This window comes from Ruficoccus amylovorans, assembly GCF_014230085.1.
GTDB classification, from domain to species: domain Bacteria; phylum Verrucomicrobiota; class Verrucomicrobiia; order Opitutales; family Cerasicoccaceae; genus Ruficoccus; species Ruficoccus amylovorans.
Genome location: NZ_JACHVB010000020.1, coordinates 256,340 through 282,459, shown reverse-complemented (window position 1 = coordinate 282,459; position 26,120 = coordinate 256,340). Strand labels below are relative to the sequence as shown.

Genomic DNA, 26,120 nt, shown 5'->3' with positions numbered 1-26,120 from the left:
GTCCCCCTCGTTTAATTTATTTTCATGTTTATTTGTGTGGCTCTGAGGGCGGTTGCCGGGATTCCCCGGAACCAAAACACTGCAATGATTGTATTTAAAACTGCCTCTTGTTACGCTTATCGCTTGCTTTCGGCAAGGGGGAGTTTTTCATGAAAAACAGCAATGGATGACAGGAACTGGAGCGGGCCCCACGGGCATTCCAACTGGCACTCCCGCATCCAGCTGGAGCGGAATCGTTCGTCGTGGCAGAACGCCTTCGGCGTGCTCACCGTGCTCGGTATTCTCGTGTCCGCCGGTTTCGAACTGGCCAGCGTGAGTCTCTACACGCCCGGCCTGGCCACGCTGACCCGCCCCCTCCACGCCCTGCTGGGGCTGTACGGGCTGATGTGGGTGCTGTTCGGCCTGCGCTCGGGTCGGATCGCGTTGACGCTCTGGGTGGTCACGGCCATCCCCGTTCTCGGCTTCGACCGGAGCCTGGAGCTGGTCAAGCCCCTGCTCGGGCTGCAACTGACTTACATCGATCACTACCAGTTAACCACTCGCGGGAATCTCCCCTTTACGACCGGTTACCGCGCCTACGGGGTCAATTTCGGAGCCATCCTGGCCGGGGCCTGGTTCCTGGTGATGGCGCGCTGGGATGCGCTTCCATTCTCGCGCAACCGCATGGCCGAACTCTGGGCCCGCTGGATCCTGCTGCTGGGCGGGATCGGCCTGGGGGCCTTGGCACTGGCAGTGGCAGGCTTCGCGGTGTGGCTGTTTTCCGCGCCTTATGTGATTTTGGCGACCGAGCCGGGGATGAGTTTTTACCATCAAAAGGAAAAGCTCGGCTCGCGCTACCTGCGGGTGACACCGGCCCTCATGGACAAGCTCGGACTCGACGGCAGCCTGCCGCCCTCGCAGTGGAGCGTGAACGAGGCAAACCCCTCGGCGTGGAATTTCGCCATTTTTGTGGACGACGGCACCTGTCCGAAATTTGCCCGCAAGCAGATCAACATCCAGACCGACCGCACTGCCCCGGAACTACTGCGGCAGCAGACCCCTTGGGGCGAGCGCATCTCGCCGCACCGGATGTACGGTACTAATGACAAGGGCCGCCTGCGCTTTTACGGGCTGGGGCGGAACCTCGACAGCCATATCACATTGACACCGCCCTCCGAGCCGGTGGCGGCTGGAGAGCCATTTAAAGTCTGGGTGGACATCGACTCTCGCCAGTCGCTCCCAGCGTTTAAGGATATCGATTTATCGTACGTGTTTTCGCCGTTCTCGTGGTCCACGCCCGATACTTCCGGCTACACCGGAGTGACGGACACCTTCATCATGGCGGAAGACCCGGAAGGGGTGGGGGAGGAGCGTGGGGCCGGCAATATCCAGGGCACGATAACCGTGCGCGCACCCACGCGTCCGGGGCTCTACTCCCTGCTGGTGGAAGCTCTCGACAAAAGCACGCCCGTCGGCGGCTCGGGCGCGAACCTCGGCTACTCCTCCTACGTGATGATCCGCGTGGTCCCGGCGTCCTCTGTCGCCACCTCCGGCGAGTGACCCTGCAAAAATGGTCGCAGGCTGGCCATTGACGGTAATCTTACCGCGGCGGATTAATACCGTTGCTCAACAGGAATGGGACCGTTTTCCAACCGTCTCGACGGAGCAAGGGATTTAACAGGAAGAGCGGAAAGGACGATAAGTAAGAGCGGAGGTATCTTCTTTCTCACTTCCCGGCCTTCCTGTTAAACCTTTTTAAAGGGCCTGAACGGATGGTGCCCGGGCGGCATCCGCGCCACGCGCGTCCGGATTTTTCACAAAAAAGCCCCACTCGAATTGAGCGGGGCTTTTTGCCAAATAAATGTTTTGTGCGGGCCGCAGCGCGGCTAGGCGCGGCCGAGGTAGTCGCCGGTCTCGGTGCTGACGCGGATGACTTCGTCCTTCTTGATGAAGAGGGGGACTTGGACGGAGAGGCCGGTTTCGGTGATGACGGGCTTCTGCACGTTGCTGGCGGTGTCACCCTTGACGCCTTCGGGGGCGTCCACGACCTTCATTTCGACGGCGGCGGGGAGGTTGACTTCGACCGGCTTGTCGTCGACGAGGAGGACGTCGTACACCTTGGTCTCGATGAGGAACTTGGCGATCTCGTCACAGATTTCCGAGGGCAGGACACTGTCTTCGAAGGTCTCGGGGTCGAGGAAGTGGTAGCCGAGGTCGTCGATGTACGAGTACTCGAGCTTGGCCGTCGAGGTGTGGCAGAACTCGACGCTATCGGTCGAGCGGAACTTCACATTGGTGGACGAACCGGTGTTGAGGTTGCGCAGGGTGACCTGCACGAAGCCGGCCTGGCGGCCCTGCGTGCGGTGCTGCATGTCCAGAACGAGGTGCGGCGCATCCTGGTAGGTGAGGACGCGGCCCTTGCGGATTTCGGTGGGTGATGCCATAGGGTTCTTTAAAGAAGGAAAAGGCGGATCAATGGGAGAAAACCGCCCCGCTGTCAACGCCGCTTTCACGGCTCCCGAGGAGGTTTCGCGGATTATCCGTGCCGGTTAGGAGGGTGTTTTTGCGCGGTGGTGGGTGCAACACGTTCTTTACAATTGCCACGAAGGCCCTAAGGTCTTGACTCTTTTACGTATTTTTCCCGCCCGCATGAAGCAACGCAGTATCCTCCGAGACGTCAGTATCAAGGGCAAAGCCCTGCATACCGGCGAGGAAGTCAACCTCACTCTCAAGCCCGCCCCAGCCAACCACGGGATCGTTTTTCGGCGCGTGGACCTCTACGGCAAGCCTGAGATCAAGCCCGACGTTTCCCTCGTGAGCGAACTGATCCGTAGCACGACCATTTCCAGCGGGCATACGAAGATTCACACGATCGAGCACGTGCTGAGCGCCCTCAACGGCATGGCCGTGGACAACGTCCTGATCGAAATGGACGCCAGTGAGCCGCCCATCCTTGACGGGTCTGCCAAGCACTTTGTCAACCTGATCCAGCAGGCCGAGCCGGTTGAGCTGGACGCCGAGCGCGAGTACATCGAGCTGACCGAGCCGGTCTCGGTCACCAACGGCTCCAGCTCGCTCATCGCGCTGCCCTACGACGGGCTCAAGGTCACCTGCACCAGCGCCGACGACCGGGGTATCCACACGCAGCACGTCTCGATGGATATTGACCCGGAGACCTATGTAGCCCAGATCGCCCCGGCCCGCACTTTTACCATTTACGAGGACATCGAGGAACTGCTCAAGCTGGGTAAGATCCAGGGCGGAAGCCTCGACTCAGCCATCGTCATCAAAGGCGACAAGATCCTCTCCAAGGAGCCCCTGCGCTTCAAGGACGAGTTCGCCCGTCACAAAGTCCTCGACGTGGTCGGGGACATCTGCCTGCTGGGCAAGCCGCTCAAGGCGCACATCATCGCCGTACGCACGGGCCACGCGCTCAACGCCCGGCTGTGCGAGGCCATCGTCAAGAGCCTGAACAAGCCCAAGGCGAAAAAAGACACCCGCGGCCCGCAACAGGTGCTGCCCGGCGAGACCGAGCTGGATATCCGACGGATTCTGGACACGCTGCCACACCGTTACCCCTTTGTCATGATCGACCGGGTCATCGAGATCACCGATAACGGAGATCGGCTGGTGGCGGTCAAAAATGTCACCTACAACGAGCCGTACTTCCTCGGGCACTTCCCGGGGCAGCCCGTCATGCCGGGCGTCCTCCAGGTCGAGGCTATGGCGCAGTCGGCGGGCATCCTGATGCTTCGCCGCATCAGCTCGGAGAACAAGATCGCGTTCTTCATGAGCTGCGACAAGGTGAAGTTCCGCCGCGCGGTCATCCCCGGCGACCAGATCGTGATCGAAGTCCGCCTGACCAAGAACCGCGGCAATCGCATCGGCGTGGCCGAGGGGATCTGCAAGGTCAATGACAAGGTCGTTTCTTCCGCCGAGCTCATGTTTACCATCGCCGAAGCCGGTGGGGACATGTAAGAAGAAGAGGTTTGAGAGTTTGAACGTTTGAGAGTTTAAAGTTGTTCAATGGAAGCGGATTGTGCGAGGCAGCAGGCGGATGAAGATTCCACGATGATTCATCCCACCGCGATTATCGAGTCCGGCGCTCAGCTCGGCGAGGGCGTGCGTGTCGGCGCCTACGCCTACATCGGGGCCGAGGTCCGGGTCGGCGCGGGGTCGATTATCTCGCACCACGCCACCGTCGAGGGTAACACCGAGATGGGGTGTGACAACCAGGTTTTCCCCTACGCCTACATCGGGGCGAAGACGCACGACCTGAAATTCCAGGGCGGCAACCCCGGCCTGAAAATCGGCGACCGCAATGTTTTCCGCGAGTACACCAATGTGCACCTCGCCACCAAGGACGCCGAGTACACGGTGCTCGGCAACGACAATGTCGTCCTCGCCTACAGCCACATCGCCCATGATTGCATCATCGGTGACCGGCTCGTCATGAGCAGCCACTCGGCGCTCGGCGGGCACGTCGTGGTCGGCGACCATGTGGTCATCGGCTGGGGCGTCGGGGTACACCAGTTCTGCCGGCTCGGCTCGCATGTGATGGCCGGTGCCTGCTCGAAAATCGTCCAGGATGTGCCCCCGTACATGATCGCCGACGGGAACCCCGCCGAAGTCCGCACCATCAACAAGATCGGGCTGGAGCGCCGGGGCTTTACGCCGGAACAGATCGAGCTGATCCGCTCGATGTACCGGATTTTCTACCGGCAGGGGCTGAACCGCTCCCAGGCCGTCGAGAAGCTCAAGGCTCACCCGCAGGCCGACGACGCCCTCGTGGCGGCCATGCTGGAGTTCACCGCCCGCAGCGAACGCGGGTTTAGCTGATTTTCGCTAGCCAGCTTTTTGGCTTAGGTTTTGGGGCTGTACGCCCAAAAAAATAGTGCAAGAACTTCGGTAACGGTCGCTAATAGCTGAAGTCGGACAGCGGGTAGATGCCGGGGGCGAGCTCGTCGGGCGAACCGATGTCGTACAGGATATAGACGGGGTCTGTGCCGACATAGACCAAGAGGTTACCGTCGCTGGGGTAGAGCTGGACCTCTTCGCCGGACAGGGGGAGGCCCCGCTCGAGCACGGTGAACCCGTCCGTGTTCTGGATCAGGGCATTCGACGAGCCGAGTACGGAGCCGACCTGGTAGTTGAGGGCGGCGGTGGTGGGCTTGAGCTCGTAGTACTCCTTGAACTTGCTCAGAGTGAGAAAGCGGCTGCCGTTGTCGCAGGGGAAGAGTTTGTATTCACTTTCCGGTACAAGCTTGCCCTTCCACCAGACGCGCGTCTGCGAGCCGGTGTTTTCGACCAGCAGCGGATCGATGATTACCTTTTCCTCCAGCAAGGACTGTCCGTCAGCCAAGCCCCAGGCTTGCTTGAAGAGGTGGTAGCTGCTCGTTCCGTAAAAGGCGAAGGCGTTGCCGGTGTCGCCGACCTCGAAGGACTCTGGCTCGAAGATCGGCTGGCCCTTTTGGTAAAAGCGGACCTTGCCCCGTTCGCGCTCCAGGGTGATGGGGACGCCGAAGCCATACTTCTGAATGGGGACGTTGCCATTTTTGAGCGGGCGCGGGGCTTCGCCGGGGAGGCTTCGCTGGCCCAGCGGGGTCATTTTATAAATCTTGCCGGAGGGGCCGTTGAGGTCGGCGGCGTCGAGGATGCCCCAGGGCTTGCCGTCCTTATTGATAAGGAGATCGCGGTTGTCGTAGAAACCGCCGTTGGACAGTCCCGTTGGGCGCTCGCCGTTCTTGATGAAGTAGAAGTCGCTTTCTTTGCTGGTGCGGAACCAGGTGGTGACGTCGGAGCCGAGGTCCTCGGCCGCATAGAATTTTTCCTCTCCGAGTTCGAAGTCCGTGATCAGGTAGGTGTGCCCGTTTTTATTGTTATAAATGAGAAGGTTGTTGCCGAGGCGGAACTGCTTGAGGTCGCCGATGGCTCTGCCGTACACGTAAAAGTTGAACATGCCCGACGGTGTCAGGTAAAGCATGGCGGGGGAGGAAATCTTGAGCTTCATCTTGCCGCGCGCGTCGGGGTCCTGGCGGGTGGCGGGCAGCAAGGCGTTTTCGGCGATGAAGTAGTTCTGGCCGATCGGCTCGTAGAACACGCCGTGAGGGAAGGGGTTCTGCTCGTTGTAAGCGCCGTAAAGCTCAGTCACCTGCCGGTCGTCCACATAGACGATGGGGGAGTACTGGCCGTAGCGTTCCTCGTTGATCCAGTGCCAGCGGTCGAGTTGCCAGGTGTCGGTGTGGTAGTAGAGCGGCAGGTCGGTCTCCTTGCCGTCCTGGTCCAGGCGAACGTACGGGTTGCCGGAATCGTCGTTCATGTACTGGTAGGTTTTGTCCGTGTGGTAGTTGGACGAATCCTCGGTGAAGCGCACGGTCCGGCCGTTGCCATAGACGTAGGTGCGGATGATTTCGCCTTCAGGGTCCTTTAATTTCGCCGTGACGTGGAGCTGGCCGTCCTCTTCGCGGTAGGTGAAGGTCTCGGTGGTGGTTTCGCCGCCCCTTCGCGTCACGGTTTCCACGAGCCGGCGTTGCTTGTCGTAGACGTAGGCGTAGTGATCGACGACCTGGCCGCCCTCGATGATGTAGGTGGCTTGCACGGTGCCGTCGGGGTTGTACTTGTAGATCGTGTCCCAGCCGCCCGGATAAAACGCCTTGTGCATGAGGAGCTTGTTGGCGTTGTCAAAGAGCCGGTAAACGGCCTTCTCGCGCCGGGCGGTTTCCTCGTCGGTGAAGACGTCCTGATGCGGGTGGATGCGGTGGCCGTTTTCGTCGAAGAAGTAACTGTTGTCTTTGTCGTAGGCGTAGGCGACATCGCCGTCGAGGTTGATGTCCCACAGGCTGCCCACGTAGGGAACCGGATTCAGCGGCGCGTCGGTGCGGCTTATATAAGGGGACACGCGGGAGTTCATGTCCTCGGCTGTGATGTTGTAGAGCGCGGCGACATCCTGCTCGCTAAAGCCGGGGACGACATCCTTCTGGTCAGGGCTGGGGGCGGCGGGCTTCGCCCCCTTGGAGAGGTAGTCGAAGCTGAGCTTGAAGTCCTCCGGCAGCGGCTCGACGCTGTCAGTGTCCTTCTTGCCGTAATAGCGGGCCAGGTGCAGACCCGGCTCCGGCTCGGCCAGGGCGCCGGGGAGAAGGTAGTAGGGCTCGTCGTTGACGTAAAGCACGAGGTCACTTTCCCCCATCTTGCCCATGCGCAAAGAGGCTGGGTCCGGAATACTCCCGGCGTTATGAAAAAGCTCCAGCTCGCCGAACTCGCTGACCGAGTAAAACATATGGACGGCGAAATAGCGGCGTGTCTGCTCAAGCATCTGGCCCCTGAGGACCTCCGCGCCGGGCACCAGAACGAAGGCCATCGATGTGTGCAGTTTCAGGAGATTGTGGCGGGAGTAGGTGAGGATATCGCCGTTCTGGGTAGCGAGGAGTTCGTTCTTGGAGTCTTTAAAAATCGCCGTGCCCCGGTAAAGAGGCTGGAGGATCTTGCCCTTTAGGAATGCGATCGCGTCGGCGTCTTTGACGAGCAGCTTGGCGTCGATTCGCTCGCCGGGCTTGAGCCCGGAGCCGGCGCTGGCGAGGTAGTAGCTGTTGCTGAAGTCGTCGTAGATGGCGTAGCCGCTGCCGTCCGCGCGCTCGGAGTAGGTGATGTCCTCGGCGATCTGGCCGTTGCGGAAGACGGCGACGGGCGTGACGCGGTCCTCGTAGATGGAGCCATAGCTGAGCTGGTTGGCCTTGCGCAGTTCCGGGTAGTACTGATAACGGGTGGCGAACTCATCGCGCACGCCATTGTTCTGCGCATAAACCCACTTGGTCGGGTTGCCATACGGGTCGAAGGTGTACTCGACATTCAACTCGATGGACTCGCCCTCGGTGCTCGAAGCGGTGAGGAGGCCACCCTTGTAGGTCTTGAAGCTGCGCCGGGCAGCGGAGGTACCGCTCTGCGTGGTCTCGGTGACGGTCACGCTGTCGCCGTCCACGGAGTAGGCGTAGGTGGTGGTTTCTGTCTGGCCATTGTCATCGCGCTCCAGACGGACCAGGCGTCCGGCTTCGTCGTAGCTGTAGCGCTTGGTGCCTTTTTTCTTGTCGTATTCGTAGCTCTCCTCGACGAGCAAGCCGTTGCTATAGGTGTAGGCGTCCACGCGGCCGCTCTCAAAGGTTTGCCGGATGACGTTGCCCTCGGCGTCGGTTTCCCACTCGACGGAGCCCTTGCCGGTGGGCAGGCCGTTCTCGTAGCGCAGGTAGCTGATGTCCTTGATCAGCAGGCCCTGCTCGTTGAAGACCTTCTTGTCCGCCGAAAAGATCGGCCCCTTCAGGTTGAAGTGCTCGGCTTTGTACTTAATCGGGACCGGGTTGATCGGGGCCTTGTCCCAGTCAACTTTCTGGGCGCTGAGGGTGGCTCCGAGCAGGGAGCAGGTGAAGAGGAGTAAAGTTCTCATTCGGCTTTCTCTTGTCTCTGAATGCCTAAGCTAATGGTTTTTATAAGGTTCGCGAATGCGTACCCGGGTATAAACAGGACTCTGCGCTTTGCTGTCAATTCCCTATGGTTATGGGTAGATACGGGGGTGAGACCTGGCGACAGGGATGCTGGTTTAAGTACATTAAAGATAAGCGAATAACCTTTTTAGTGAAATACTTAAGACATTTTTGGTTAAGGATTCTCTGTCGTTTCCGTCTTTCGGTTGCACCGCTTTATACAAAATATTTACGAGCTGGATTTGTGGGGGTGTTTGCACTGTTTTTTAGCGGACAGTATCCAGTGGAGGAGTATCTTGCGAGGACCGTGGCGGGGAAGGTCTGCCGCTGGCTTGTTCGCTGCCGACTGTTTTTCGGACATGTCAGGAATTGAATCGAAGAAGAGGCTTGCGAAGGTGCCCTCCGGACGGCTTTCTGGATGGTTTTTTAATCTTCCTGAATGTTTCGTAGTATCACCGGAGCCCTCACGCAGTCAAAGCTCACTGACCGTCTGAAGCAGTGGGTGAATTCCTTTGCGCGTGAAGAGGAAGACGGCCCGCTTGAATCCGCCCCTGAGGCTCCGGAAAAAGCCCCCGTCCAGCCCGCTGCCGCCGTTGCCGAACCCGCGCCCGTCGAGGAGCCGGACCAGTACCGAGAGCGTGAACAGGCCTGGGAGCGAGAATGGGCCAGGGTAGAGGCATGGAGCGAGGAACTGGCTGAGCGCCAGGCCCTCCGCGAACAGCGCAAAAACGCCCAGGCCCAGATGATGGGGGACTGCCTGTACAACATTGAAATGATCCTTCAGGCCCCCCGCGCCAGCGAGGAGGACCCCGAGCCCGAACCGGAAGCCGAGGCCATGCCCGCGGATTCCGCTCCTGCTGTCGAGCCGGTTATTGGCTACGAGAGCGGCGAGCTCGACGGCTACTCCCTGCCGGGGACGGCCTTCCTGCGTGCCGACGGGGATTACCCGGACGCGGACATGAGCGCAGCCGAGCTGGACGACCTGCATCAGCGGCTCCAGCAGACTTTTGACAACTTCGCGGTCGATGCACTCGTGTGCGACTCCACGGTTGGGCCGCGCGTGACGCAGTTCCGGGTCAAGCCCGGCTATGGCGTGCGCGTCGAGAGCATTGCCGGGCTGGACAATAATATCGCCCTCGCGCTCAAGGCCAGCGCCGTCCGTATCCAGGCCCCGATCCCCGGCGAGCCCTACGTCGGCGTCGAAGTGCCCAACACCCGCAGCCGCACGATCACCCTCGGAGAGGCGCTCAAGTCCGAAGTCTGGCAAAACAGCACCGCCGCCATCCCGGTGGCACTCGGGATGGACATCGCCGGGCAGTTCCAGTTCTGCGACCTGGCCAAGGCCCCGCACCTGCTCATCGCCGGTTCGACTGGCAGCGGTAAATCCGTCTGCATTAACAACATTATCCTCTCGCTGCTCTACCGCTTCCAGCCCGGCGAGCTGGAGCTGGTCCTCGTCGATCCCAAACGCGTCGAACTGGCCATGTACCGCGAACTCCCGCACCTGATTCACCCGGTGGTTGATGACGCCAAGCAGGCTTGCCAGGCACTCAAGTGGCTGGTCCGAGAGATGGAAACGCGCTACGAGATCATGGCCGAACGCCGTGTGCGCAACATCGCCGGGTTCAACACCAAGGCCCGGCAGGAGGGTTTTTCCCCGATGCCCTACATCGTGCTCATCATCGACGAGATGGCCGACCTCATGATGACGGCCAAGGACGACGTGGAGACGCCCATCGCCCGGCTCGCGCAGATGTCCCGCGCCGTCGGCATCCACCTCATCCTCGCCACCCAGCGCCCGAGCGTGAACATCATCACCGGCGTCATCAAAGCGAACTTTCCGACCCGTGTTGCCTTCAAGGTCTCTTCGCAAATCGACAGCCGCACCATCCTCGACGGCAAGGGCGCGGAAACCCTGCAGGGCAAGGGCGATATGCTCTACACGCCCCCGGGCCAGTCGCGCCTGCGGCGGCTCCAGAGCCCCTTCGTGGACGACGACGAGATCCTGCGCGTGACGGACTTCATCCGTGAGCAGGCCCCGCCGCGCTACCGCGTGGAGCTGGACCCCGAGGACGTGCCCGGCGGCGGCGAAGGCTCCGGCGAAGAGTTCGCCGACGGGGCCGACCCGATGCTGATGGACGCGCTCGCCGTCGTCGCCTCCACCGGCAAAGCCAGCACCAGCTTTCTCCAGCGCAAGCTCAAGATCGGCTACAACCGCGCCGCCAACCTCGTCGAGGAGATGGAAGTGCGCGGCCACATCGGCCCGCAGGTCGGCAGTTCGCCGCGTGAGGTCTTCGTCACCCCTAACGATCTTCCCCGCTGATGGACGCCCCGCAAAACATACCCGAACTGCTCGGGCTCATCCGCCAGGAGGGGCCGGAGGCCGTGGCGCGCCGCTTCCGCAAGCCGCCTATTTCGAGCCAGCTCCTGCGTGAACTTTCCCTGGAAAACCCGCCGCTGGCGGCCTGGATTTTCCTGACCACCTACGCGCTCACCCCCAGCAGCCTGCTGGAGGACATCGGGGCGCACGCCGCCGATTACGAGCCTGCCGTGCTCGTCCCGCTGGCCCAGAACCCGCGCACGCCGCCGGGCACGCTTCTGCAACTGCTCCAGCACCCAGACGAGGAAGTCCGCGCCGCCGTGGCCGTCAACGCCAACCTGCCCGCCCACGCCGCCGAGGGTCTGCTGGAGGAAAAGAATCCGGTGGTCTGGCGTCACATGGCCGCAAACCCGGCCCTGAAATTCCGCGCCCAGGCCATTATCGCCGCCCGTGGAGACGCCGCCGCCCGGCTTGAATTGGTCCAGAACAAAAACCTCCACCCGGACCTGCTGGTGGCGCTTTCCGGCGACCCGAGCCCGCTCGTGCGCCACACGCTGGTGGCCACCGCCGCCGCCGATGACGAGGTGCTCCAGTTCTGGGCCGACAGTGACCGCGAGGACATCCAGTTCGCGCTCATGACCCGCAGCTCACTCCCCGAGGATTGTTGGCACTCGCTGCTCATGTCGCCCCACCGCCGCGTGCGTCAGGCCGTCTGCGCCAGCCGCCAGCCCGACGAGGTGGACCTGCTCTTTCTCAGTCGCTCGGAGGATAAGGAGGACCGCCTCTTTGTCGCCGCCTGCGAGGACATCCCTGCAGGGCTCCAGCACAAGCTCGTGCAGGATGAGGAGACCGACCTGTGCGTGGCATTGGCGCAAAACCCCGCCATCTGGCCCGAGGTGGCCGAGTTTATCGTGACCAGCGAATGCGTGCCCGCCTGCCTGGCCATGCTGCAGAACCCCGCCATGCCCGAGGGGCTCTTTCTCGAACTTGGCTGGCTCAACCAGCCGGAGGTGACGGCGGCGCTCGCCACCCACGAGGGCACGCCGCAGGAAGTGCTCGAATACCTGACCAACGAGCAATTCTCCGCCGTGGCGCTGGCCCACATGGCCATCGCCCGCCGCCCCGCGCCCTGGCTCCGGGGGGAGTTGGCCAACGCGCTTGCCCGCCACGAGTTGCCCTCTCTGCGGGCACTGGCCGCAACTTCGTTAAAACTTTCCGAATCTGCCCGCAACCGCCTGCGCGACGACCCTGCGCCCCGTGTGCGCACGTTGGCCTACGAGTTTCTGCCTGCGCCGGAGGCTCGCGCCGTTGGCGCGACGGTGGACGCCATTCGCCGCTGCCTGGAGGAGCTGGACGCGCTCATCCGGGGCGATCTCCCCGGCGTGGCTGACTCTGTCGAGCATGCGTCTGAGGCGTCCGCAGCTACCGACGACTCCGCCGTGGACGCGTCCGATGTCAGCGTTGCTTGCCAGAACGGGCACGCGGTCGATGAAGAGCAGCCCGCAGGGGCGGCGTCTTCGGAGCTGTCTCCGGGTAGTGAAAAGGAAAGCACCTCCAGGCCCGTGAAAGACGTCCCGCCTGCGGCGTCCGATTCCATCGATGACTCGCCTTCCGCCGGTACAGATTCCACCGCCGCTTCTATGGCCGAGCCGGAAACGGTCCGCCCCTTTTAATCCTCCATTTTCTCTCTTCAGCCCATAACCTGAACCTTTTTTATTATGGCTAAAAAACCGACCAAAATCGTTGAGCTCGACCGGAACGCCATCATTCTGGGAGCCGATGCCGATACGATTCGTGCCGCTCTCGAAGCTCGCGAAAAAATCGACCTGCTCCTGGCTGAGCGTGCCGAGGCCTACCGCAAGATTGCCGAGCTTGAGGCCCAGGTGGACGAGGTGATCGGCGACGACGCTGAGTTTCCCTTCCCCGAGCCGGAACTGCCGGTAGCGGAATTCGCTCCGCAGCCGAAGTCCGCCAAAAAGAAGCCCGCTGCCAAGCCCGCCGCCGCCCCGAAACAAGCTTCGGCGTCACCGGCAGCTACCGCATCCGCCGCTGTGACTCCGGCGTCCGCCTCTGACAAGCCCGCCTCGGCCGATACGGCTGCCGGGAGTGAGGACGACAAGTCCGCCAGGTCTTCGGGCCAGGACGGTTCCAGCGCCGAGCCTGAGAGCGACTCCGACACCGACGAGCCCAGCCGCGAGTCCTGAGTGCCCCGGTTGGATTAACCCCGCATGGCGCTCAGTCCGCAGCAGCAGATCCAGCTCGAACACCTCCTGCTTCAGCGGGAGGCTGCGTATGCGCGTGTCTATGCGCTTGAGGTCGCTGTGACTGAAATCTTCGGAGACGAGTTCCCGTTTCCGGCTTCGCCGGAGCCCGTGGCAGCGTCTTCCCAAGGCCGAAAAAAAGCGCCCCCGAAGGGCAAGGGAGCTTCGACGGCAGCCCGCCCGACCGCACTGAAAATCCGCCCGCTCGAACCCGGTGAAAGTGCCTATCGGGTCGAGTTTTCCCAGGGCAACGTCCGGCTGAAAGAGCTGCACCTCGACCGCAAATCCCTGCAAGCCCTGCTCCAGAGCGAGGCTGGTGAATCCAGTCTCCAGCGGATCGAAACCGTGGACGCCGACAGTAAGCTGCTTGAGGTGATTTACCGTCGGGAGGAAACTGACACGCCCTGACGCTGCGCCGCTCTGATTCTTCCGACTTATTATTGAACGATGTCCGCGCGATAACGGCCTTGATTGCGCATAAATCCCAACCCTCTCACCCAACGCCATGACCCGAGTCATCATCATCCGCCACGGCGAAACCGAATGGAATCTTCAGGCACGCTATCAGGGGCAAGAGAACTCCCCGTTGACTGCCCGTGGCGTCGCCCAGGCCGAGGCCGTGGCTGGACGCCTGGCCGGGCTGCCGCTCGATGCGATTATTTCCAGCGATCTCCAGCGGGCAGTCGATACCGCCGACCTCATCGCTGCGCGGCATCCGCAGACTCCGCGCTTTAGCGATGAGCGGTTGCGCGAACGTGACTTCGGAAAACTCACAGCGATGACCCGGGCCGAAGCGCTCGAAAAATACCCCGAAGAGGAGAAAAGCTACCTCAGCCACGATCCGGATTACCGCATCCCCGGCGGCGAGAGCCTGCGCGATGTTTACGACCGCACGGCTGCGGCTTTGGACGAGTGGGCAGCCCGTTACGAGGGCAAGACAGTGTGCATCGTTACCCACGGCGGAGTGCTGGGGCAGTTCCTGCGCTATGTACTGGGCATCCCGCTGAACCACCGCCGCGCCTACAAGTTCGTCAACTGCGCTTTTACGGAATTCACCTGCGAGGACGGCCGCTGGCTGCTCCACACCTGGGGCGACACCCATCACCTGACCGAACTTGGCGCTGAAGATGATATTCGCTGATGCCAGCATTCAGGCTGTTCTGGTTTACCACGTGTATCGCGGATTTGGGTTTTCTCCCAAAATATAAGCGTGTTTCGGCTTGTCATCGTTCAGCAAGCCGCCATCGTGTCTTTTTCTGCTGCTCCCGTAGTTCAATGGATAGAATGTCGGTTTCCGGTACCGAAGATTCGGGTTCGACTCCCGGCGGGAGTACCAGTGGTAAGGTCTTGGGGCTAAGGTCTCAGCTCGGGCTCGAAAAACTCCTCGCTTTCCCATTCTTTCCGTTTATCTGAACAGCCCTAGTTCTGTGAAGGTCCGTGAGTGGAGCCTGTGTTGCTCTTGGTAGATGAGGAATCAGTGCTGGTCGCGTCTTTGGAGGATGCTGTGGCTGCAGTGATGGCGCCAGTCTTGAGCATTTTAAAGCCCGTGTCCTGAATCTCGTGATAGCGCTTTTCCCATTCGTGCAAGGTGTCGGCGTGGGGTTTGCCGTAGGGGAGTTCGGCGATGGCGTAGCACAGGTCAGAGCAATAGCCCAGCGACTGGAGCTGGGAGTAGATCATGACCACGCGCAGGTCCGTATCGGTGTCAAAAAGCAAATCGCCGGTGGTCTGGCTGGCGGCGCGGGCGCGGGCTTTCATTTCCGCGGGGGGGAGGGCGAGGTTGTCGAGGTTTTCGACTGAACCATCTTTTTTCCAAGCCTGGAGCTGCGTGGCGACTTCTTTATTAAAGGTGGCGATCTCCTTGACCCAGGCGGAAATTTCGGGGCCCGGCTCTTTGATCCACAGCAGCTTGTCCACGTCCTGCTCCTGGCTGGCCACGTTGTAGAGCAGCGCATAGCCCTCTGGCGATTCGCCCGGCGCGGTTGCGGGCTGACGTGGGCAACCGGTTGAGAGTATCACAAACCCGAGGAGCGAACATAAGAGCAGCGCGTTTTTCATATTATGAATGCTAACGCAGGTTTGCGCTGGGGCCAGAATTAAGTTTATTGGCATGTTCGTATGTCCGAGAGTTCCAAATCCTGTTGCGCCCCGCCGGCCTCCGCCGCCCCCGAACTTCCCAAGGTCAGCCTGCCGCTGGGGGATGGATGCCGCACCGGCATGGCGCCGGGCGAAGGCGGTGCGGTGGAGAATATCCATGAGGCTCGCGCAGGCTCGACCGAGGGCATGGTCCAGCTCGCGGGCGGAACTTTCTGGATGGGCAACGAGGACGAGGATGCCTGGCCCGAGGACGGCGAAGGGCCCGTGCGCCAGGTGCGGGTCGATCCGTTCTGGATCGATGTCACCACAGTGACCAACGCGCAGTTTGCCGCTTTTGTCGAGGCGACCGGCTATCGCACGGATTCCGAGCGTTACGGCTGGTCCTATGTTTTCGCCGGGCAGCTCCCGGCCTCGCGTCAGCGCAAGCTCAAGGCCCAGACCGTGCAGGGGCTGCAATGGTGGGTGGCTGTTGAGGGAGCCTGCTGGCGCAAGCCCGAGGGCTCGGGCTCGAATATCAAAAAACGCCTCGACCACCCGGTCATCCACGTCTCGTGGAACGACGCCATCGCCTACTGCCAGTGGGCGGGCAAGCGGCTTGCGACCGAGGCCGAGTGGGAGTACGCGGCGCGGGGCGGGCTTGAGCGCAAGAAGTATTGCTGGGGGGACGAACTCACCCCGGAGGGCAAGCACCGCTGTAACATCTGGCAGGGGGATTTTCCTGACAAAAATACCGCCGAGGACGGCTACGCCTGGACGGCTCCGGCCCGGTCTTTCCGCGCAAACGGTTATGGCCTCTACAATATGGCGGGCAATGTCTGGCAATGGGTGGGGGATTGGTTCGATGCACGCTGGCATGTGCCCGCCCGCCCCGATACGCGGGAAAATCCGCGCGGCCCGCTCTCCGGGACAAACAAAGTCATGCGCGGGGGCTCCTTCCTCTGCCACGAGAGCTACTGCAATCGCTACCGGGTCGGCGCCCGCACTTCAAACGGTCCCGATACCGGCACGACCAATTGCGGTTTCCGCTGCGTCCGCGACGTGTAGCCAGTTTTTGGGATTAACCACAGAGGGCACAGAGGACACAGAGAAAATGACCAGTACCTGTGGTCAGACAACCGGCAAGCGAAGATAGTACCGATTCTCTCGAAGGAATAACGTTCCGTTTCAAAAGTTTTCAGGGGAAAGCGCGAGAGGGTGTTTTTTTCAAAAAACACCCTCTCGCATAATCCTTAAATCTACTTAAAAACGCTCGAAACGCCAAGGTCAGGCCTGCGGAGACATGGCCTTTTCGATGGTGGTTTCCCAACCGTCACGGAGGGAGGCGACATCCCAGGAGAGCGTTTCGGCCGTCTGGCAGGTGAGCGTCGGCTCGGTCTGGACTTCGCCGATGACGGAGGCGGGGACACCCGCGTCCCTGGCGGCGGCGAGGACGGCTTCGGCCTTGTCCGGCGAAACCGACAGCAGCACACGGCCCTGGCTTTCGCCGTAGAGGAGCGCGTCCAGGCGGGTTGCACCCGCGGGCACTGAGGGGGCTTTGCCCCCTACGCCGCTTCCAGCGGCTACCCCGGCACCCGTCTTGCCGGTTAAAGCGGAAAGGTCGAGCTTGGCCCCGTAGGTCGCTTCCGGAGCGAAGAGCATTTCAGTCACGGCGGTGAGCAGGCCGCCTTCGGAGAGGTCGTGCGCGGCCTTGACCCGACCGGCGGCGATCTGCGAGAGCACGCAGGCCACGAGGGTCTTTTCGGCCTCCAGGTCCACCGCGGGGACGGCCCCGGTCTTGAGCCCGTGCATTATCTTCAGGTAGTAGCTGCCGCCGAGTTCGTCCGGGGTGCCGCCGAGCAGGATGAGCTGTTCGCCCGCGCCCTTGACGTATTGCGTGGTGACGTGCGCGGGGTCGTCCACGATCCCGGCCAGCGAGACGACCGGCGTGGGGTCGATCTTCTGGTTCACGTTCTCGTTGTAGAGGCTGACGTTGCCGCCCACGACGGGCAGGTCGAAGGTGCGGCAGGACTCGGCCAGCCCGCGCACGGACTCCTTCAGCATATAGAAGGACTCGGGCTTGTTCGGGTTGCCGAAGTTAAGGTTGTTGGTCATGGCCAAGGCGCGCGCGCCAGAGCAGGCCAGGTTGCGTACGCATTCGGCCATGGCGATCTTGGCCCCGGTGTACGGGTCGAGCCAGCAGAAGCGGTTGTTGCAGTCGTTGGCGATGGCGATGAGCTTCTCCTTCTTGCCATCCAGGCGGAGGCGCACGATGGCGGCATCCGAGCCGGGCTCAACCACGGTGCCGGTCATGACCATGTGGTCGTACTGGCTGTAGATCCAGCGCTTGCTGGCGATGGTCGGGTGGGAGAGCAGCTTGCCCAGGGCGGATTCGAGAGTGGCCTTGTCCGGGGCGGGCAGGGAGTCGGCGCTCCAGGTACGGCACTCGGCCATGTAGGCGGGTTCCTGCGCCTCGCGCACATAGACGGGCGCCTCGTCGGCCAGCTTGGCCGCCGGGAGCTTGACCACGGGCGAGCCGTGCTGGTTGACGACCATGTCCTCGCCCTCGGTCACGGTGCCGATCTCGACCGCGTGCAGGTCCCATTTTTCAAAAATCGCTTCCAGCTCCTTTTCGCGGCCCTTCTGAACGATGACGAGCATGCGCTCCTGGCTCTCGGAGAGCATGATTTCGTAAGAGTTCATTCCGGTCTCGCGCTGAGGAACCTTGTCCAGCTCGATCTCGATCCCGCTGCCGCCACGTCCGGCGGTTTCGCAGGTGGAGCAGGTCAAACCGGCTGCCCCCATGTCCTGAATGCCGACCACGAGCCCATCGACCGCCATCATTTCGAGGCAGGCTTCGATGAGGAGCTTTTCCATGAAGGGGTCGCCCTTCTGGACGGCGGGACGGTCGGCGGCGGATTCCTCCGAAAGCTCGCGGCTGGCGAAGCTGGCTCCGCCGAGGCCGTCGCGTCCGGTGGGCGGGCCGACGTAGTAAACGGGGTTGCCCACGCCCTTGGCCGCGCCGCGCTTGATCTGGTCGTGGCGCAGGACGCCCAGGCACAGTGCGTTGACGAGCGGATTGCCCTCGTAGCACTCGTCGAAGTACACGTCGCCCCCGACATTGGGGATGCCGATGCAGTTGCCGTAGTGCGAGATGCCGTGCACGACGCCGCGGAAGAGCCGCTTGGACTGGGCGGACGAGAGGTCGCCGAAGCGCAGGGAATTGGTCAGCAGGACCGGGCGGGCGCCCATGGTGAAGATGTCGCGGATAATGCCGCCCACACCGGTGGCGGCACCCTCGAAGGGCTCGACCGCGCTGGGGTGGTTGTGCGACTCGATCTTGAAGCAAATGGCCCAGCCGTCGCCGATGTCGATGACCCCGGCGTTTTCTTCCCCGGCCTTGATCAGCACCTGATTGGGCGAGTCGGCGTCGGCCTTCTGCGTGGGGAAGGTCTTCAGCAAGGGGCGCGAGTTTTTGTAGGAGCAGTGCTCCGACCACATGACCGAAAAGATGCCCAGTTCGGTCAGGTTCGGCTCGCGGCCGATGATTTCCTTGATCAGCTCGTACTCCTTGGGCGTGAGGCCGTGTTTTTCGACCAGTTCGGGCGTGATGGCTACGTTCAGGACCGGATCAGGATTCGGTGGCAGAGGTTCGGAAGTCGTGGACATGGTTTTGCTCAAAAAATGAAAAATGCGGCAGCGGACGTCAACCCAAGGGATTCCGCGGCGTTTGTTCGGTGGTGGGCGACGCAGCCGTCGCAGCGTCTTCGGAGGGAAGGGCGGGCGGAGCGCTCGAAGCCTGCGTCGGCGTCTGAACCGGTTGGGCGGGGACCGACCGGGCCGGAGTAAAGGCTACCGGGGCCGGTTGGGGTTTGACGGGCAGCGGCGGCGGTGCGCCGGGAGCGGGAGCCTTGTCGGCGGGGCTGTCCTTCATCATGAGTCCGCCGGAGACGAAGCACACGGCCAGCCCGATCAAGAGTGTGTTGAAGAGCCAGAAGACGGTCGTCAGGTCGTTGAGCGGGCTGTCGTAGTCGAGCCCGGGCGAGACGAAGTAGTTGAAAAACAGCGCGCTCAAGCCGGCGGCCAGCCCGAAGACCCCGCAGACCAGCCCGGCGCATCCCATGCCCCGGTGCATGACTCAGGGGGCGACGGCGGCCAGTTCGAGGAAGGCCCGCAGGACCGGCACCCCGTCGCAACTGGGCATGAACGCCTCGACGGCGCGCTCGGGGTGGGGCATCATGCCGATGACGTTGCCACGCTCGGAGCGGATGCCCGCAATGTCGTTGAGGGAGCCATTCGGGTTCTCCGCGTAGCGGAAAAGCACCTGCTTGTTTGCCTCCAGCTTTTCGAGTCCCTCGGCGTCGATCCGGTAGTTACCCTCGCCGTGGGCGATGGGGATGTGGATGCGCGAGCCGAGTTTTTCCGGATTAAAGTACTCGTTGCTGGCCTCGACGACCAGTTCGGAGGTCAGGCAGCGGAATTCCAGTCCGGTGTTGCGCACGAGCGCTCCGGGCAGGAGCCCGGCCTCGCAGAGGATCTGGAAGCCGTTGCAGATGCCGATGACCGGCCCGCCAGCCTCGGCGAAGTCCTTCAGCGCCGCCATCACGGGCGAGAAACGTGCGATCGCGCCGCAACGCAGATAATCGCCGTAGGAGAAGCCGCCCGGGAGCACGACCGCGTCGTACCCCGAGAGGGAGTCTTCCTTGTGCCAGACTAGTTGGGCGTCCACTTCGAGCACATCCCGCATGGCGTGGAGTGCGTCGGTATCGCAGTTGGAGCCGGGAAACTGTAGGATTGCCACCCGCATGGCGCCCCATCATCGGCATTCGTCACGCGCTGTCCAGTCTATACCCGAATGAAAATTGCCCACCGCGCCCGGCGTGTTCTTTATATAACAGGAAGGATGATAAAAGAGCGATGGTTGGCCCCCTTGGGACGGCAGTGGAGTGACCGCGTGTGTCGATACCGGGGCAAAGCAGTCAAAAAAATGTCAACCTGCGCGGGAAGTGGGGATTCGACTTGTTGGAGTCGGGGACAGGGGTATCTTTACTCTAGTAACAGGGGGCTTTCCCCCGTCATTCCCTTTTTATCCCTATGCTTGAAGTCAATATCCGCTATCTGGAGGAAGATATGCGCACGCCCCGCAAGGGGGACCAGCCGTTTGCCCGCCGGGTGGACGCCGACGATCTGCTCGACCTGCTCGAAGACCTTCGCGAATCCTCCATCGGGCTCGGCACCCACACCGCCCCGGAACTTTTTTTCCGTGACAGCGAGGGACTGCTCCTCGTCCGCGCTGAGGAGGGGCATCTTGCCTGGTCCCGCCCCGAGATGGAGGGGACCGGCTCGGTCCCGACCACGGCGGAGGAGTTCACGGGTTTCCTCTTTCCGGACTTCGAGGAAAAGGACGAGGAACCCGAAGAAAACACCCGCGTTTACGCCCAGGATTGAGCAGTAGTGCCCGTTCTGGGCCGGAGGTCCGGTTGCTCGTTGTCCCGTGCGGCCTTGCGCCGCGGGTGCGGACGGCCCAGGCACGCCATCAACCCGGCGAACCCCCACTGGAAGCGGGATACGGGGTTTTCTCCGGGCAAATGTGTCTATTTCGTTGCAAGGTGGACGGGGCGGGGTAATCTTCCGGGGCTTTACTTCCGATGTCCGAGTTGATCAAACACGAGTGCGGGATCGCCATCGTACGGCTGCTCAAGCCGCTGAGTTACTATCAGGAGAAGTACGGGAGCGTGCTGTGGGGTTTTAACAAGCTGTTCCTGCTGATGGAAAAGCAGCACAACCGCGGGCAGGACGGAGCCGGGATCGGCGCGGTCAAGCTCGGGATGCCCCCAGGCGAGGCCTACATGTTCCGCGAGCGCGATAACAGCCGCAACCCGATTTCCAAGGTAATCAGCAAGCAGCTCAAGCTCTACAACGACCTGCTTGAGCGTAACATCATCGTGCCGGAGTTCCCCTGGACGGTGAAGGAGCATTGGCCCTTCGGGGCCGAGGTGCTCATCGGGCATCTGCGCTACGGCACTTCCGGTGGCTACGACAAGGCCGTTTGCCAGCCGTATTTCCGCAAGAGTCCTTGGCCGACCCGCAACCTCATGCTGGCGGGTAACTTTAACATGACCAATGTCGATCAGCTTAACGAGCGGCTGATCGGGCGCGGGGCTCATCCCATCTTCGACACCGACACCCAGACCGTGCTGGAGGAGATCGGCTATCATCTGGACGAGGAGCACACCCGGCTTTACCACGAGTTGCGCGACCGCAACGTCCCCAATGATGAGATCGCGGGCACCATCAGCCAAAAGCTCGAACCGGCGGACATCCTGGCCGAGGCCTCCCGCGACTGGGACGGCGGCTATGCCTTTGGCGGGCTCATCGGCAACGGCGACGCCTTCCTTCTGCGCGACCCGCACGGCATCCGCCCGGCCTATTTCTTCCAGGACGACGAGGTCGTGGCGATGGCCTCCGAGCGCGTCGCCCTGATGACTATTTTCGAGAAAACCGCTGACGAGGTCAACGAAGTCCGCCCCGGCCACGCCGTCGTGGTCAAGAACACGGGCGAGTTTTACGAGAAACAGGTCATGGTCCCGCTGGAGCGCCGCAGTTGCTCCTTTGAGCGGATTTACTTCTCCCGGGGCAATGACCCGGAAATCTACGCCGAGCGCAAGGCCCTCGGCGGAGCACTCGCCGACCAGGTGATCGAGGCTGTGCACGGCGACATCTCGCACAGCGTTTTCAGCTTCGTGCCCAACACCGCCGAGATCGCCTACTACGGGCTGGTCGATGAGATGCGCCGCCGCTGCCGCCAGCACTACGTGGACGACATCCTCCAGGCCCAGGAAGAGGGCCGCCTCGACCGCGACGCGATTGAGAGAATCCTCGCCGATAAGTGGCTGCGGATGGAAAAAATCGCCCACAAGGACATCAAGCTGCGCACCTTTATCTCACAGGAGAAAAACCGCGTGCAGATGGCCTCCCACGTCTATGACATCACCTACGGGGTGGTGGAGCCCGAGGACTACCTTGTGGTGGTGGACGACTCCATCGTGCGCGGCACGACGCTCAAGCGTTCGATCATCCGCATCCTTTCCAAGACCAATCCGAAAAAGATCATCATCGCCTCGACCGCTCCGCAGATCCGCTACCCGGACTGCTACGGGATTGACATGTCCGAGCTGGGCAAGTTCATCGCCTTCCAGGCCGCCGTCGAGCTGAATCGCGAAAGCGGCAACGAGGCCATTCTTCAGGAAATTTACGCCGAGTGCGTGAGCGAGCTGGAGAAGCCCGCCGAAGAAGTCCGCAATTGCGTCAAACGCCTTTACGAGCCCTTCACCGACGAGCAGATTTCGGCCAAGATCGCGCAATTGGTCACACCGAAGAAAAACGGATGGAAAGGCGAGGTTCAGGTCCTCTACCAGACGATTGACAACCTCCACGCCTCCTGCCCGCTCAACAGCGGCGACTGGTACTTCACCGGGGACTATCCGACCCCCGGCGGCATGGCCGTGGTCAACCGCGCCTACATCTACTACTACGAGAAAAAAGAAGGCCGCAGCTACTGAAGGGCATGCCCTTCACCCTCGATGCTTGCCCATCGCGGCCAGAAAGGCCGCTGCCCCGGAAGTCGCACACTGGATTTTCTTGGAAGTGGGTGCGTTGAGATGCCGGGAGGAGTTATTCCCAGAGGGAAAAAAAAGCGGGTAGGCGCTCAGCCCGCATAAAAACTGTCACGATGCGGTGACGGGAAAGATTTTCTTTGACTTATTCACAGGGGCAGCTTATCGAAGGTGCCAACCTATGAATGACACGCTGTCCAGAAGGGTCTTGGTTCTCAACCGCCTCTGGCAAGCTGTCAATATCGTCGGCGTCAAACGGGCGCTGAGCCTCCTCATGCAGGAGCACGCCCAGGTGATTGATACCTCGGACGGAAACTTCAACATCCTCGACGCCGAGCAGTGGATCGACTACTCGCTGGCCAACCCGCCCGCACACGATGCCGACGCCATCCATACAGTCCGGCTGCGCTTGCGTCTGCCGGGGGTCATGCTCCTTCGCCAGTACGACAAGGTGCCGACCAAGGAAGTGAAGTTTAACCGGCAGAATGTCTTCGAGCGCGACGGGCACGTGTGCCAGTACTGCGGCGGGCATTTCCACGAGCGCGAACTGAACCTCGACCACATTATACCGCGCGACATGGGCGGGCGCACGACCTGGGAAAACATCGTCACCTCGTGCATCAGGTGCAACACCCGCAAGGCCAACCGCCTGCCACACCAGGCCGGGATGCACCTCAACCGCAAGCCCGACCGCCCGCGCTATCGGCCCTTTGTCCAGACCATTCCCGCAGATGAGCGCGAGGACGGTTGGGAGTATTTCCTAAAGTAGCCGGGCGCGTGGCCGCGCTGGATAGCAAGGGGGCATGGCTCCCTGCGCGTCACTGTCTATGGTAATGTTGCCGCAGGTTTCGCCCTCTAAAGACGCGGGATGGGCGAAGTTCGTTTGAGCCGGCGTGGCCCATGACTCCGCGTTGGCAGAGTCATCAGTGACCCGAAGGATCACGGTTCAAGGGCTTCGCCCTGTCCTGCCTTGACCGGAGTGGTGTCGGCGGTCAGAATGGGCGGTTTTATGAGCCAACCGTTCGTACCGCCGCTGGACCTTCAATCCCTGCTTTCCCCGCACCGCGAGGCTATCGCCGCCGCCGTGGCCGAAGTCATCGACTCGTGCCATTACGTGCTCGGCCCGAAAGTCGAAGCGTTTGAAGAGGCCTTCGCCGCCTACAGCGAGTCGGCCCACTGCATCGGGGTCAACAGCGGCACCTCCGCACTCCACCTGGCTACGCGCCTGCTCGACATCGGGCCGGGCGACGAGGTCATCACCACCCCTTACACCTTCGCTTCCTCGGCCTGGTGCGCGTCCTATCAGGGAGCGACCCCGGTTTTTGTGGATATTGACCCGGCCACTTTCTGTATCGACCCGGCAGCGGTCGAGGCGGCTGTCACCCCGCGTACCAAGGCTATCGTAGCCGTCCACCTTTACGGGCACCCCTGCGAAATGGACGCGCTCAAGGCCATTTGCCAAAAGCATGATCTCGCGCTGATCGAAGACGCGGCCCAGGCTCACGGAGCCCGTTACAAGGGCAAGCGCGTGGGAGCAATCGGCGACATGGGCTGTTTCAGCTTTTACCCGACCAAGAACCTGCCTTGCGCGGGCGAGGGTGGGGCGCTCACGACTGATTGCGACAAGCTGGCCGCCCGTGGCCGTTCGCTGCGCAATCACGGCTCGACGGTGCGCTATTTTCACGAGGAAGTCGGATACAACTACCGGATGGAGGCGATTCAGGGAGCCGTCCTCGGTGTGCTCCTGCCCAACCTCGAAGGTTGGACCGAGGCCCGCCGCCGCCTGGCCCACCGCTATCACGAGTTGCTCGACGGACTGCCGCTGCAACTGCCCCGCGAGGCTGAGGGCTGCGAGAGCGTTTACCACCTTTACACCGTGCTTGCGCCCGAACGTGACAAGCTGATTGCCACGCTCAAGGAGCAGGGCGTCGGCACCTCCAACCACTATCCGCGCGCCATGCACCTGCAACCCTGCTACGCCGACCTGGGCTACAAGGAGGGCAGCCTCCCCGCCGCCGAACGCGCCGCCCGCGAAGCGGTCAACCTGCCGATGTTCCCGACCATGACGCTGGAGCAGCAGGACACGGTCTGCGCCGCCCTGCGCGCCTACTTCGGGTAGACACGTGACGTTTCCTGGGTGTGGGCTGCCTTGTCGGGGCTCTTAAATGAGGCTCTGGACTTGGGCTGATGAAAGACGCTGCGTGGTTATAAAAAAAACGATCTAAAGGCAGACATCCCGTTCCGAAGGCGGCAGCGACGAACGACACGCTCTGGACTCCTGCTGGGTCAGGGACGCTGTCGGGGAGCGGAGCCGTTCTGGATCCGCAGAGGGCAATGCCCCTGTATGCTGCTCCAGCCGGAGCGCTACCGGGAGTAGCCCGGTCAGCGGTCGGCGAAGCCGTTGGGATGGGTCGAGTGCCAGTTCCAGGCGGTTTCGACAATCTTCTCCACACTGTCGAACTCGACCTTCCAGCCCAGTTCGGTCTTGGCCTTGCTTGAGTCAGCGTAGAGCGCGGGCGGGTCGCCGGGACGGCGCACATCCTCGACCACCTTGACCTTTTTGCCGGAGACTTTTTCCACCGCGTCTATGACTTCGCGCACGCTGTAGGGCGTGCCGGTGCCGAGGTTGTAGAAAAGGCCGGTGCCGGGGTGGCCGAGTTTGTCAAAGACGGCGATATGGGCGCGCGAAAGGTCATCCACGTGGACGTAATCACGCAGGCAGGTGCCGTCGGGCGTATCGTAGTCGGTACCGAAAATTTTGATGCTTTCGCGCTTACCCAGAGCCGCGTCGATGATGAGCGGGATGAGGTGCGTCTCCGGGTTGTGGTCCTCGCCGATGGAGCCATCAGTCGCCGCGCCCGCGGCGTTAAAGTAGCGGAAGGCCGCGAAGCTCAACCCGTGCGCGTGAGCGAGGGCCTTGAGGGCATTTTCCACGTCGAGCTTGGTCTGGCCGTAGGGGTTGATCGGAGCCTGAGGCATCGTCTCGACAATGGGCAGTCCGGCAGGGACGCCGTAGGTGGCGCAGGTCGAGGAGAAGACGAACTTTTTCACGTTCTCCTCCAGCATGGTTTCGAGCAGCCGCAGGGTGGCCACGAGGTTGTTATCGTAGTACTTGAGCGGCTTGTCCACCGACTCGCCCACGTAGGCGTAGGCGGCGAAGTGCATGACCAGTTCGATGCCTTCCTTTTTGAGGATGGCCCGAACGGCTTCCTTGTCGCCGAGGTTGTCCGTGTAGAACGGAATATTCCCGGCGACCGCGGCACGGTGGCCAAAGACCAGATTGTCCAGAACGACCGGCTGATGCCCGGCGGCAACGAGTTGCCGCACGCAATGGCTGCCAATATAACCGGCTCCCCCCACAACAAGTACTTTCATGCCGCGAGATTGGGGAATGCCTTCC

General features: G+C 61.9%; 20 protein-coding genes and 1 tRNA gene. 14 read left to right on the top strand and 7 right to left on the bottom strand.

Going from position 1 to position 26,120, the window contains the following annotated elements:
- The first annotated feature begins 162 nt into the window (after window positions 1-162).
- Complete coding sequence (locus H5P28_RS07650; protein WP_185675117.1) at window positions 163-1,539, top strand: hypothetical protein; 1,377 nt, start codon at window positions 163-165, stop codon at window positions 1,537-1,539.
- A 326-nt stretch (window positions 1,540-1,865) separates the two neighbouring features.
- Here H5P28_RS07650 and efp read toward each other — a convergent pair whose 3' ends face one another.
- Window positions 1,866-2,423, bottom strand: a complete 558-nt coding sequence (gene efp, locus H5P28_RS07645) for an elongation factor P (protein WP_185675116.1) — start codon at window positions 2,421-2,423, stop codon at window positions 1,866-1,868.
- A gap of 205 nt (window positions 2,424-2,628) precedes the next feature.
- Between efp and H5P28_RS07640 the strand changes: the two genes are divergently transcribed.
- Together H5P28_RS07640 and lpxA are read left to right on the top strand one after the other, a co-directional pair.
- Window positions 2,629-3,957, top strand: a complete 1,329-nt coding sequence (locus H5P28_RS07640) for a bifunctional UDP-3-O-[3-hydroxymyristoyl] N-acetylglucosamine deacetylase/3-hydroxyacyl-ACP dehydratase (RefSeq protein ID WP_185675115.1) — start codon at window positions 2,629-2,631, stop codon at window positions 3,955-3,957.
- A 93-nt stretch (window positions 3,958-4,050) separates the two neighbouring features.
- Entirely contained in the window at window positions 4,051-4,818 is a 768-nt protein-coding gene (gene lpxA, locus H5P28_RS07635; RefSeq protein ID WP_185675114.1) for an acyl-ACP--UDP-N-acetylglucosamine O-acyltransferase, read from the top strand.
- A gap of 79 nt (window positions 4,819-4,897) precedes the next feature.
- On the opposite strand, the gene H5P28_RS07630 is transcribed toward lpxA, so the two are convergent.
- Entirely contained in the window at window positions 4,898-8,413 is a 3,516-nt protein-coding gene (locus tag H5P28_RS07630; RefSeq protein WP_185675113.1) for a hypothetical protein, read from the bottom strand.
- 476 nt (window positions 8,414-8,889) lie between these two features.
- On the opposite strand from H5P28_RS07630, the gene H5P28_RS07625 reads away from it, so the two are divergent.
- The 6 genes from H5P28_RS07625 to H5P28_RS07600 all read left to right on the top strand — a co-directional run bounded on the left by H5P28_RS07625 (window position 8,890) and on the right by H5P28_RS07600 (window position 14,367).
- Entirely contained in the window at window positions 8,890-10,773 is a 1,884-nt protein-coding gene (locus H5P28_RS07625) for a DNA translocase FtsK (RefSeq protein WP_185675112.1), read from the top strand.
- Window positions 10,773-12,443: a hypothetical protein gene (locus tag H5P28_RS07620; RefSeq protein ID WP_185675111.1), complete on the top strand. Its 1,671-nt coding sequence runs from the start codon at window positions 10,773-10,775 to the stop codon at window positions 12,441-12,443. Before H5P28_RS07625 ends, H5P28_RS07620 begins: the two co-directional genes overlap by 1 nt.
- Window positions 12,444-12,488: 45 nt before the next feature.
- Window positions 12,489-12,974 carry a hypothetical protein gene (locus H5P28_RS07615; RefSeq protein ID WP_185675110.1) on the top strand — a complete coding sequence of 162 codons (486 nt, stop codon included), beginning with the start codon at window positions 12,489-12,491 and terminating at the stop codon, window positions 12,972-12,974.
- 24 nt (window positions 12,975-12,998) lie between these two features.
- Complete coding sequence (locus H5P28_RS07610; protein ID WP_185675109.1) at window positions 12,999-13,439, top strand: hypothetical protein; 441 nt, start codon at window positions 12,999-13,001, stop codon at window positions 13,437-13,439.
- Window positions 13,440-13,536: 97 nt separating this feature from the next.
- Window positions 13,537-14,172 carry a histidine phosphatase family protein gene (locus H5P28_RS07605; RefSeq protein ID WP_185675108.1) on the top strand — a complete coding sequence of 212 codons (636 nt, stop codon included), beginning with the start codon at window positions 13,537-13,539 and terminating at the stop codon, window positions 14,170-14,172.
- Window positions 14,173-14,292: 120 nt separating this feature from the next.
- Window positions 14,293-14,367 (top strand) — tRNA-Arg (locus tag H5P28_RS07600).
- A gap of 83 nt (window positions 14,368-14,450) precedes the next feature.
- Here H5P28_RS07600 and H5P28_RS07595 read toward each other — a convergent pair.
- Window positions 14,451-15,089: a hypothetical protein gene (locus H5P28_RS07595; protein ID WP_185675107.1), complete on the bottom strand. Its 639-nt coding sequence runs from the start codon at window positions 15,087-15,089 to the stop codon at window positions 14,451-14,453.
- Window positions 15,090-15,149: 60 nt separating this feature from the next.
- On the opposite strand from H5P28_RS07595, the gene H5P28_RS07590 reads away from it, so the two are divergent.
- Complete coding sequence (locus H5P28_RS07590) at window positions 15,150-16,172, top strand: formylglycine-generating enzyme family protein (protein WP_185675106.1); 1,023 nt, start codon at window positions 15,150-15,152, stop codon at window positions 16,170-16,172.
- 219 nt (window positions 16,173-16,391) lie between these two features.
- Here H5P28_RS07590 and purL read toward each other — a convergent pair whose 3' ends face one another.
- From purL to purQ, 3 genes are read right to left on the bottom strand one after another with little or no spacing between them, the layout of a single operon-like run.
- Window positions 16,392-18,773: a phosphoribosylformylglycinamidine synthase subunit PurL gene (purL, locus tag H5P28_RS07585; RefSeq protein ID WP_185675105.1), complete on the bottom strand. Its 2,382-nt coding sequence runs from the start codon at window positions 18,771-18,773 to the stop codon at window positions 16,392-16,394.
- A gap of 37 nt (window positions 18,774-18,810) precedes the next feature.
- Entirely contained in the window at window positions 18,811-19,239 is a 429-nt protein-coding gene (locus H5P28_RS07580) for a hypothetical protein (protein WP_185675104.1), read from the bottom strand.
- A gap of 3 nt (window positions 19,240-19,242) precedes the next feature.
- On the bottom strand, window positions 19,243-19,911 hold the full coding sequence (purQ, locus tag H5P28_RS07575) for a phosphoribosylformylglycinamidine synthase subunit PurQ (protein WP_185675103.1): 669 nt from the start codon (window positions 19,909-19,911) through the stop codon (window positions 19,243-19,245).
- Between the two features lie 287 nt (window positions 19,912-20,198).
- On the opposite strand from purQ, the gene H5P28_RS07570 reads away from it, so the two are divergent.
- The 4 genes from H5P28_RS07570 to H5P28_RS07555 all read left to right on the top strand — a co-directional run bounded on the left by H5P28_RS07570 (window position 20,199) and on the right by H5P28_RS07555 (window position 24,839).
- Entirely contained in the window at window positions 20,199-20,552 is a 354-nt protein-coding gene (locus H5P28_RS07570) for a hypothetical protein (RefSeq protein WP_185675102.1), read from the top strand.
- Between the two features lie 200 nt (window positions 20,553-20,752).
- Complete coding sequence (locus tag H5P28_RS07565) at window positions 20,753-22,666, top strand: amidophosphoribosyltransferase (protein WP_185675101.1); 1,914 nt, start codon at window positions 20,753-20,755, stop codon at window positions 22,664-22,666.
- 235 nt (window positions 22,667-22,901) lie between these two features.
- Window positions 22,902-23,489, top strand: a complete 588-nt coding sequence (locus H5P28_RS07560; protein ID WP_185675100.1) for an HNH endonuclease — start codon at window positions 22,902-22,904, stop codon at window positions 23,487-23,489.
- A 240-nt stretch (window positions 23,490-23,729) separates the two neighbouring features.
- The gene (locus H5P28_RS07555; protein WP_185675099.1) at window positions 23,730-24,839 is read left to right on the top strand and encodes a DegT/DnrJ/EryC1/StrS family aminotransferase; all 1,110 of its coding nucleotides are present in this window, start codon (window positions 23,730-23,732) and stop codon (window positions 24,837-24,839) included.
- Window positions 24,840-25,102: 263 nt separating this feature from the next.
- Here the strand turns inward: H5P28_RS07555 and galE are convergent, their stop codons facing one another.
- Complete coding sequence (galE, locus tag H5P28_RS07550; RefSeq protein ID WP_185675098.1) at window positions 25,103-26,095, bottom strand: UDP-glucose 4-epimerase GalE; 993 nt, start codon at window positions 26,093-26,095, stop codon at window positions 25,103-25,105.
- Between the last annotated feature and the right edge of the window lie 25 nt (window positions 26,096-26,120).

Excerpts from the sequence above, each read along its gene's own strand:
- H5P28_RS07570 (WP_185675102.1), top strand. The coding sequence starts at position 20,199 with ATGCTTGAAGTCAATATCCGCTATCTGGAGGAAGATATGCGCACGCCC.
- H5P28_RS07580 (WP_185675104.1), bottom strand. The coding sequence starts at position 19,239 with ATGCACCGGGGCATGGGATGCGCCGGGCTGGTCTGCGGGGTCTTCGGG.
- H5P28_RS07625 (WP_185675112.1), top strand. The coding sequence starts at position 8,890 with ATGTTTCGTAGTATCACCGGAGCCCTCACGCAGTCAAAGCTCACTGAC.
- H5P28_RS07560 (WP_185675100.1), top strand. The coding sequence starts at position 22,902 with ATGAATGACACGCTGTCCAGAAGGGTCTTGGTTCTCAACCGCCTCTGG.
- purQ (WP_185675103.1), bottom strand. The coding sequence starts at position 19,911 with ATGCGGGTGGCAATCCTACAGTTTCCCGGCTCCAACTGCGATACCGAC.
- galE (WP_185675098.1), bottom strand. The coding sequence starts at position 26,095 with ATGAAAGTACTTGTTGTGGGGGGAGCCGGTTATATTGGCAGCCATTGC.
- purL (WP_185675105.1), bottom strand. The coding sequence starts at position 18,773 with ATGTCCACGACTTCCGAACCTCTGCCACCGAATCCTGATCCGGTCCTG.
- H5P28_RS07630 (WP_185675113.1), bottom strand. The coding sequence starts at position 8,413 with ATGAGAACTTTACTCCTCTTCACCTGCTCCCTGCTCGGAGCCACCCTC.
- H5P28_RS07620 (WP_185675111.1), top strand. The coding sequence starts at position 10,773 with ATGGACGCCCCGCAAAACATACCCGAACTGCTCGGGCTCATCCGCCAG.
- H5P28_RS07640 (WP_185675115.1), top strand. The coding sequence starts at position 2,629 with ATGAAGCAACGCAGTATCCTCCGAGACGTCAGTATCAAGGGCAAAGCC.
- H5P28_RS07565 (WP_185675101.1), top strand. The coding sequence starts at position 20,753 with ATGTCCGAGTTGATCAAACACGAGTGCGGGATCGCCATCGTACGGCTG.
- H5P28_RS07650 (WP_185675117.1), top strand. The coding sequence starts at position 163 with ATGGATGACAGGAACTGGAGCGGGCCCCACGGGCATTCCAACTGGCAC.
- H5P28_RS07555 (WP_185675099.1), top strand. The coding sequence starts at position 23,730 with ATGAGCCAACCGTTCGTACCGCCGCTGGACCTTCAATCCCTGCTTTCC.
- lpxA (WP_185675114.1), top strand. The coding sequence starts at position 4,051 with ATGATTCATCCCACCGCGATTATCGAGTCCGGCGCTCAGCTCGGCGAG.
- H5P28_RS07590 (WP_185675106.1), top strand. The coding sequence starts at position 15,150 with ATGTCCGAGAGTTCCAAATCCTGTTGCGCCCCGCCGGCCTCCGCCGCC.
- H5P28_RS07610 (WP_185675109.1), top strand. The coding sequence starts at position 12,999 with ATGGCGCTCAGTCCGCAGCAGCAGATCCAGCTCGAACACCTCCTGCTT.
- H5P28_RS07595 (WP_185675107.1), bottom strand. The coding sequence starts at position 15,089 with ATGAAAAACGCGCTGCTCTTATGTTCGCTCCTCGGGTTTGTGATACTC.
- efp (WP_185675116.1), bottom strand. The coding sequence starts at position 2,423 with ATGGCATCACCCACCGAAATCCGCAAGGGCCGCGTCCTCACCTACCAG.
- H5P28_RS07615 (WP_185675110.1), top strand. The coding sequence starts at position 12,489 with ATGGCTAAAAAACCGACCAAAATCGTTGAGCTCGACCGGAACGCCATC.
- H5P28_RS07605 (WP_185675108.1), top strand. The coding sequence starts at position 13,537 with ATGACCCGAGTCATCATCATCCGCCACGGCGAAACCGAATGGAATCTT.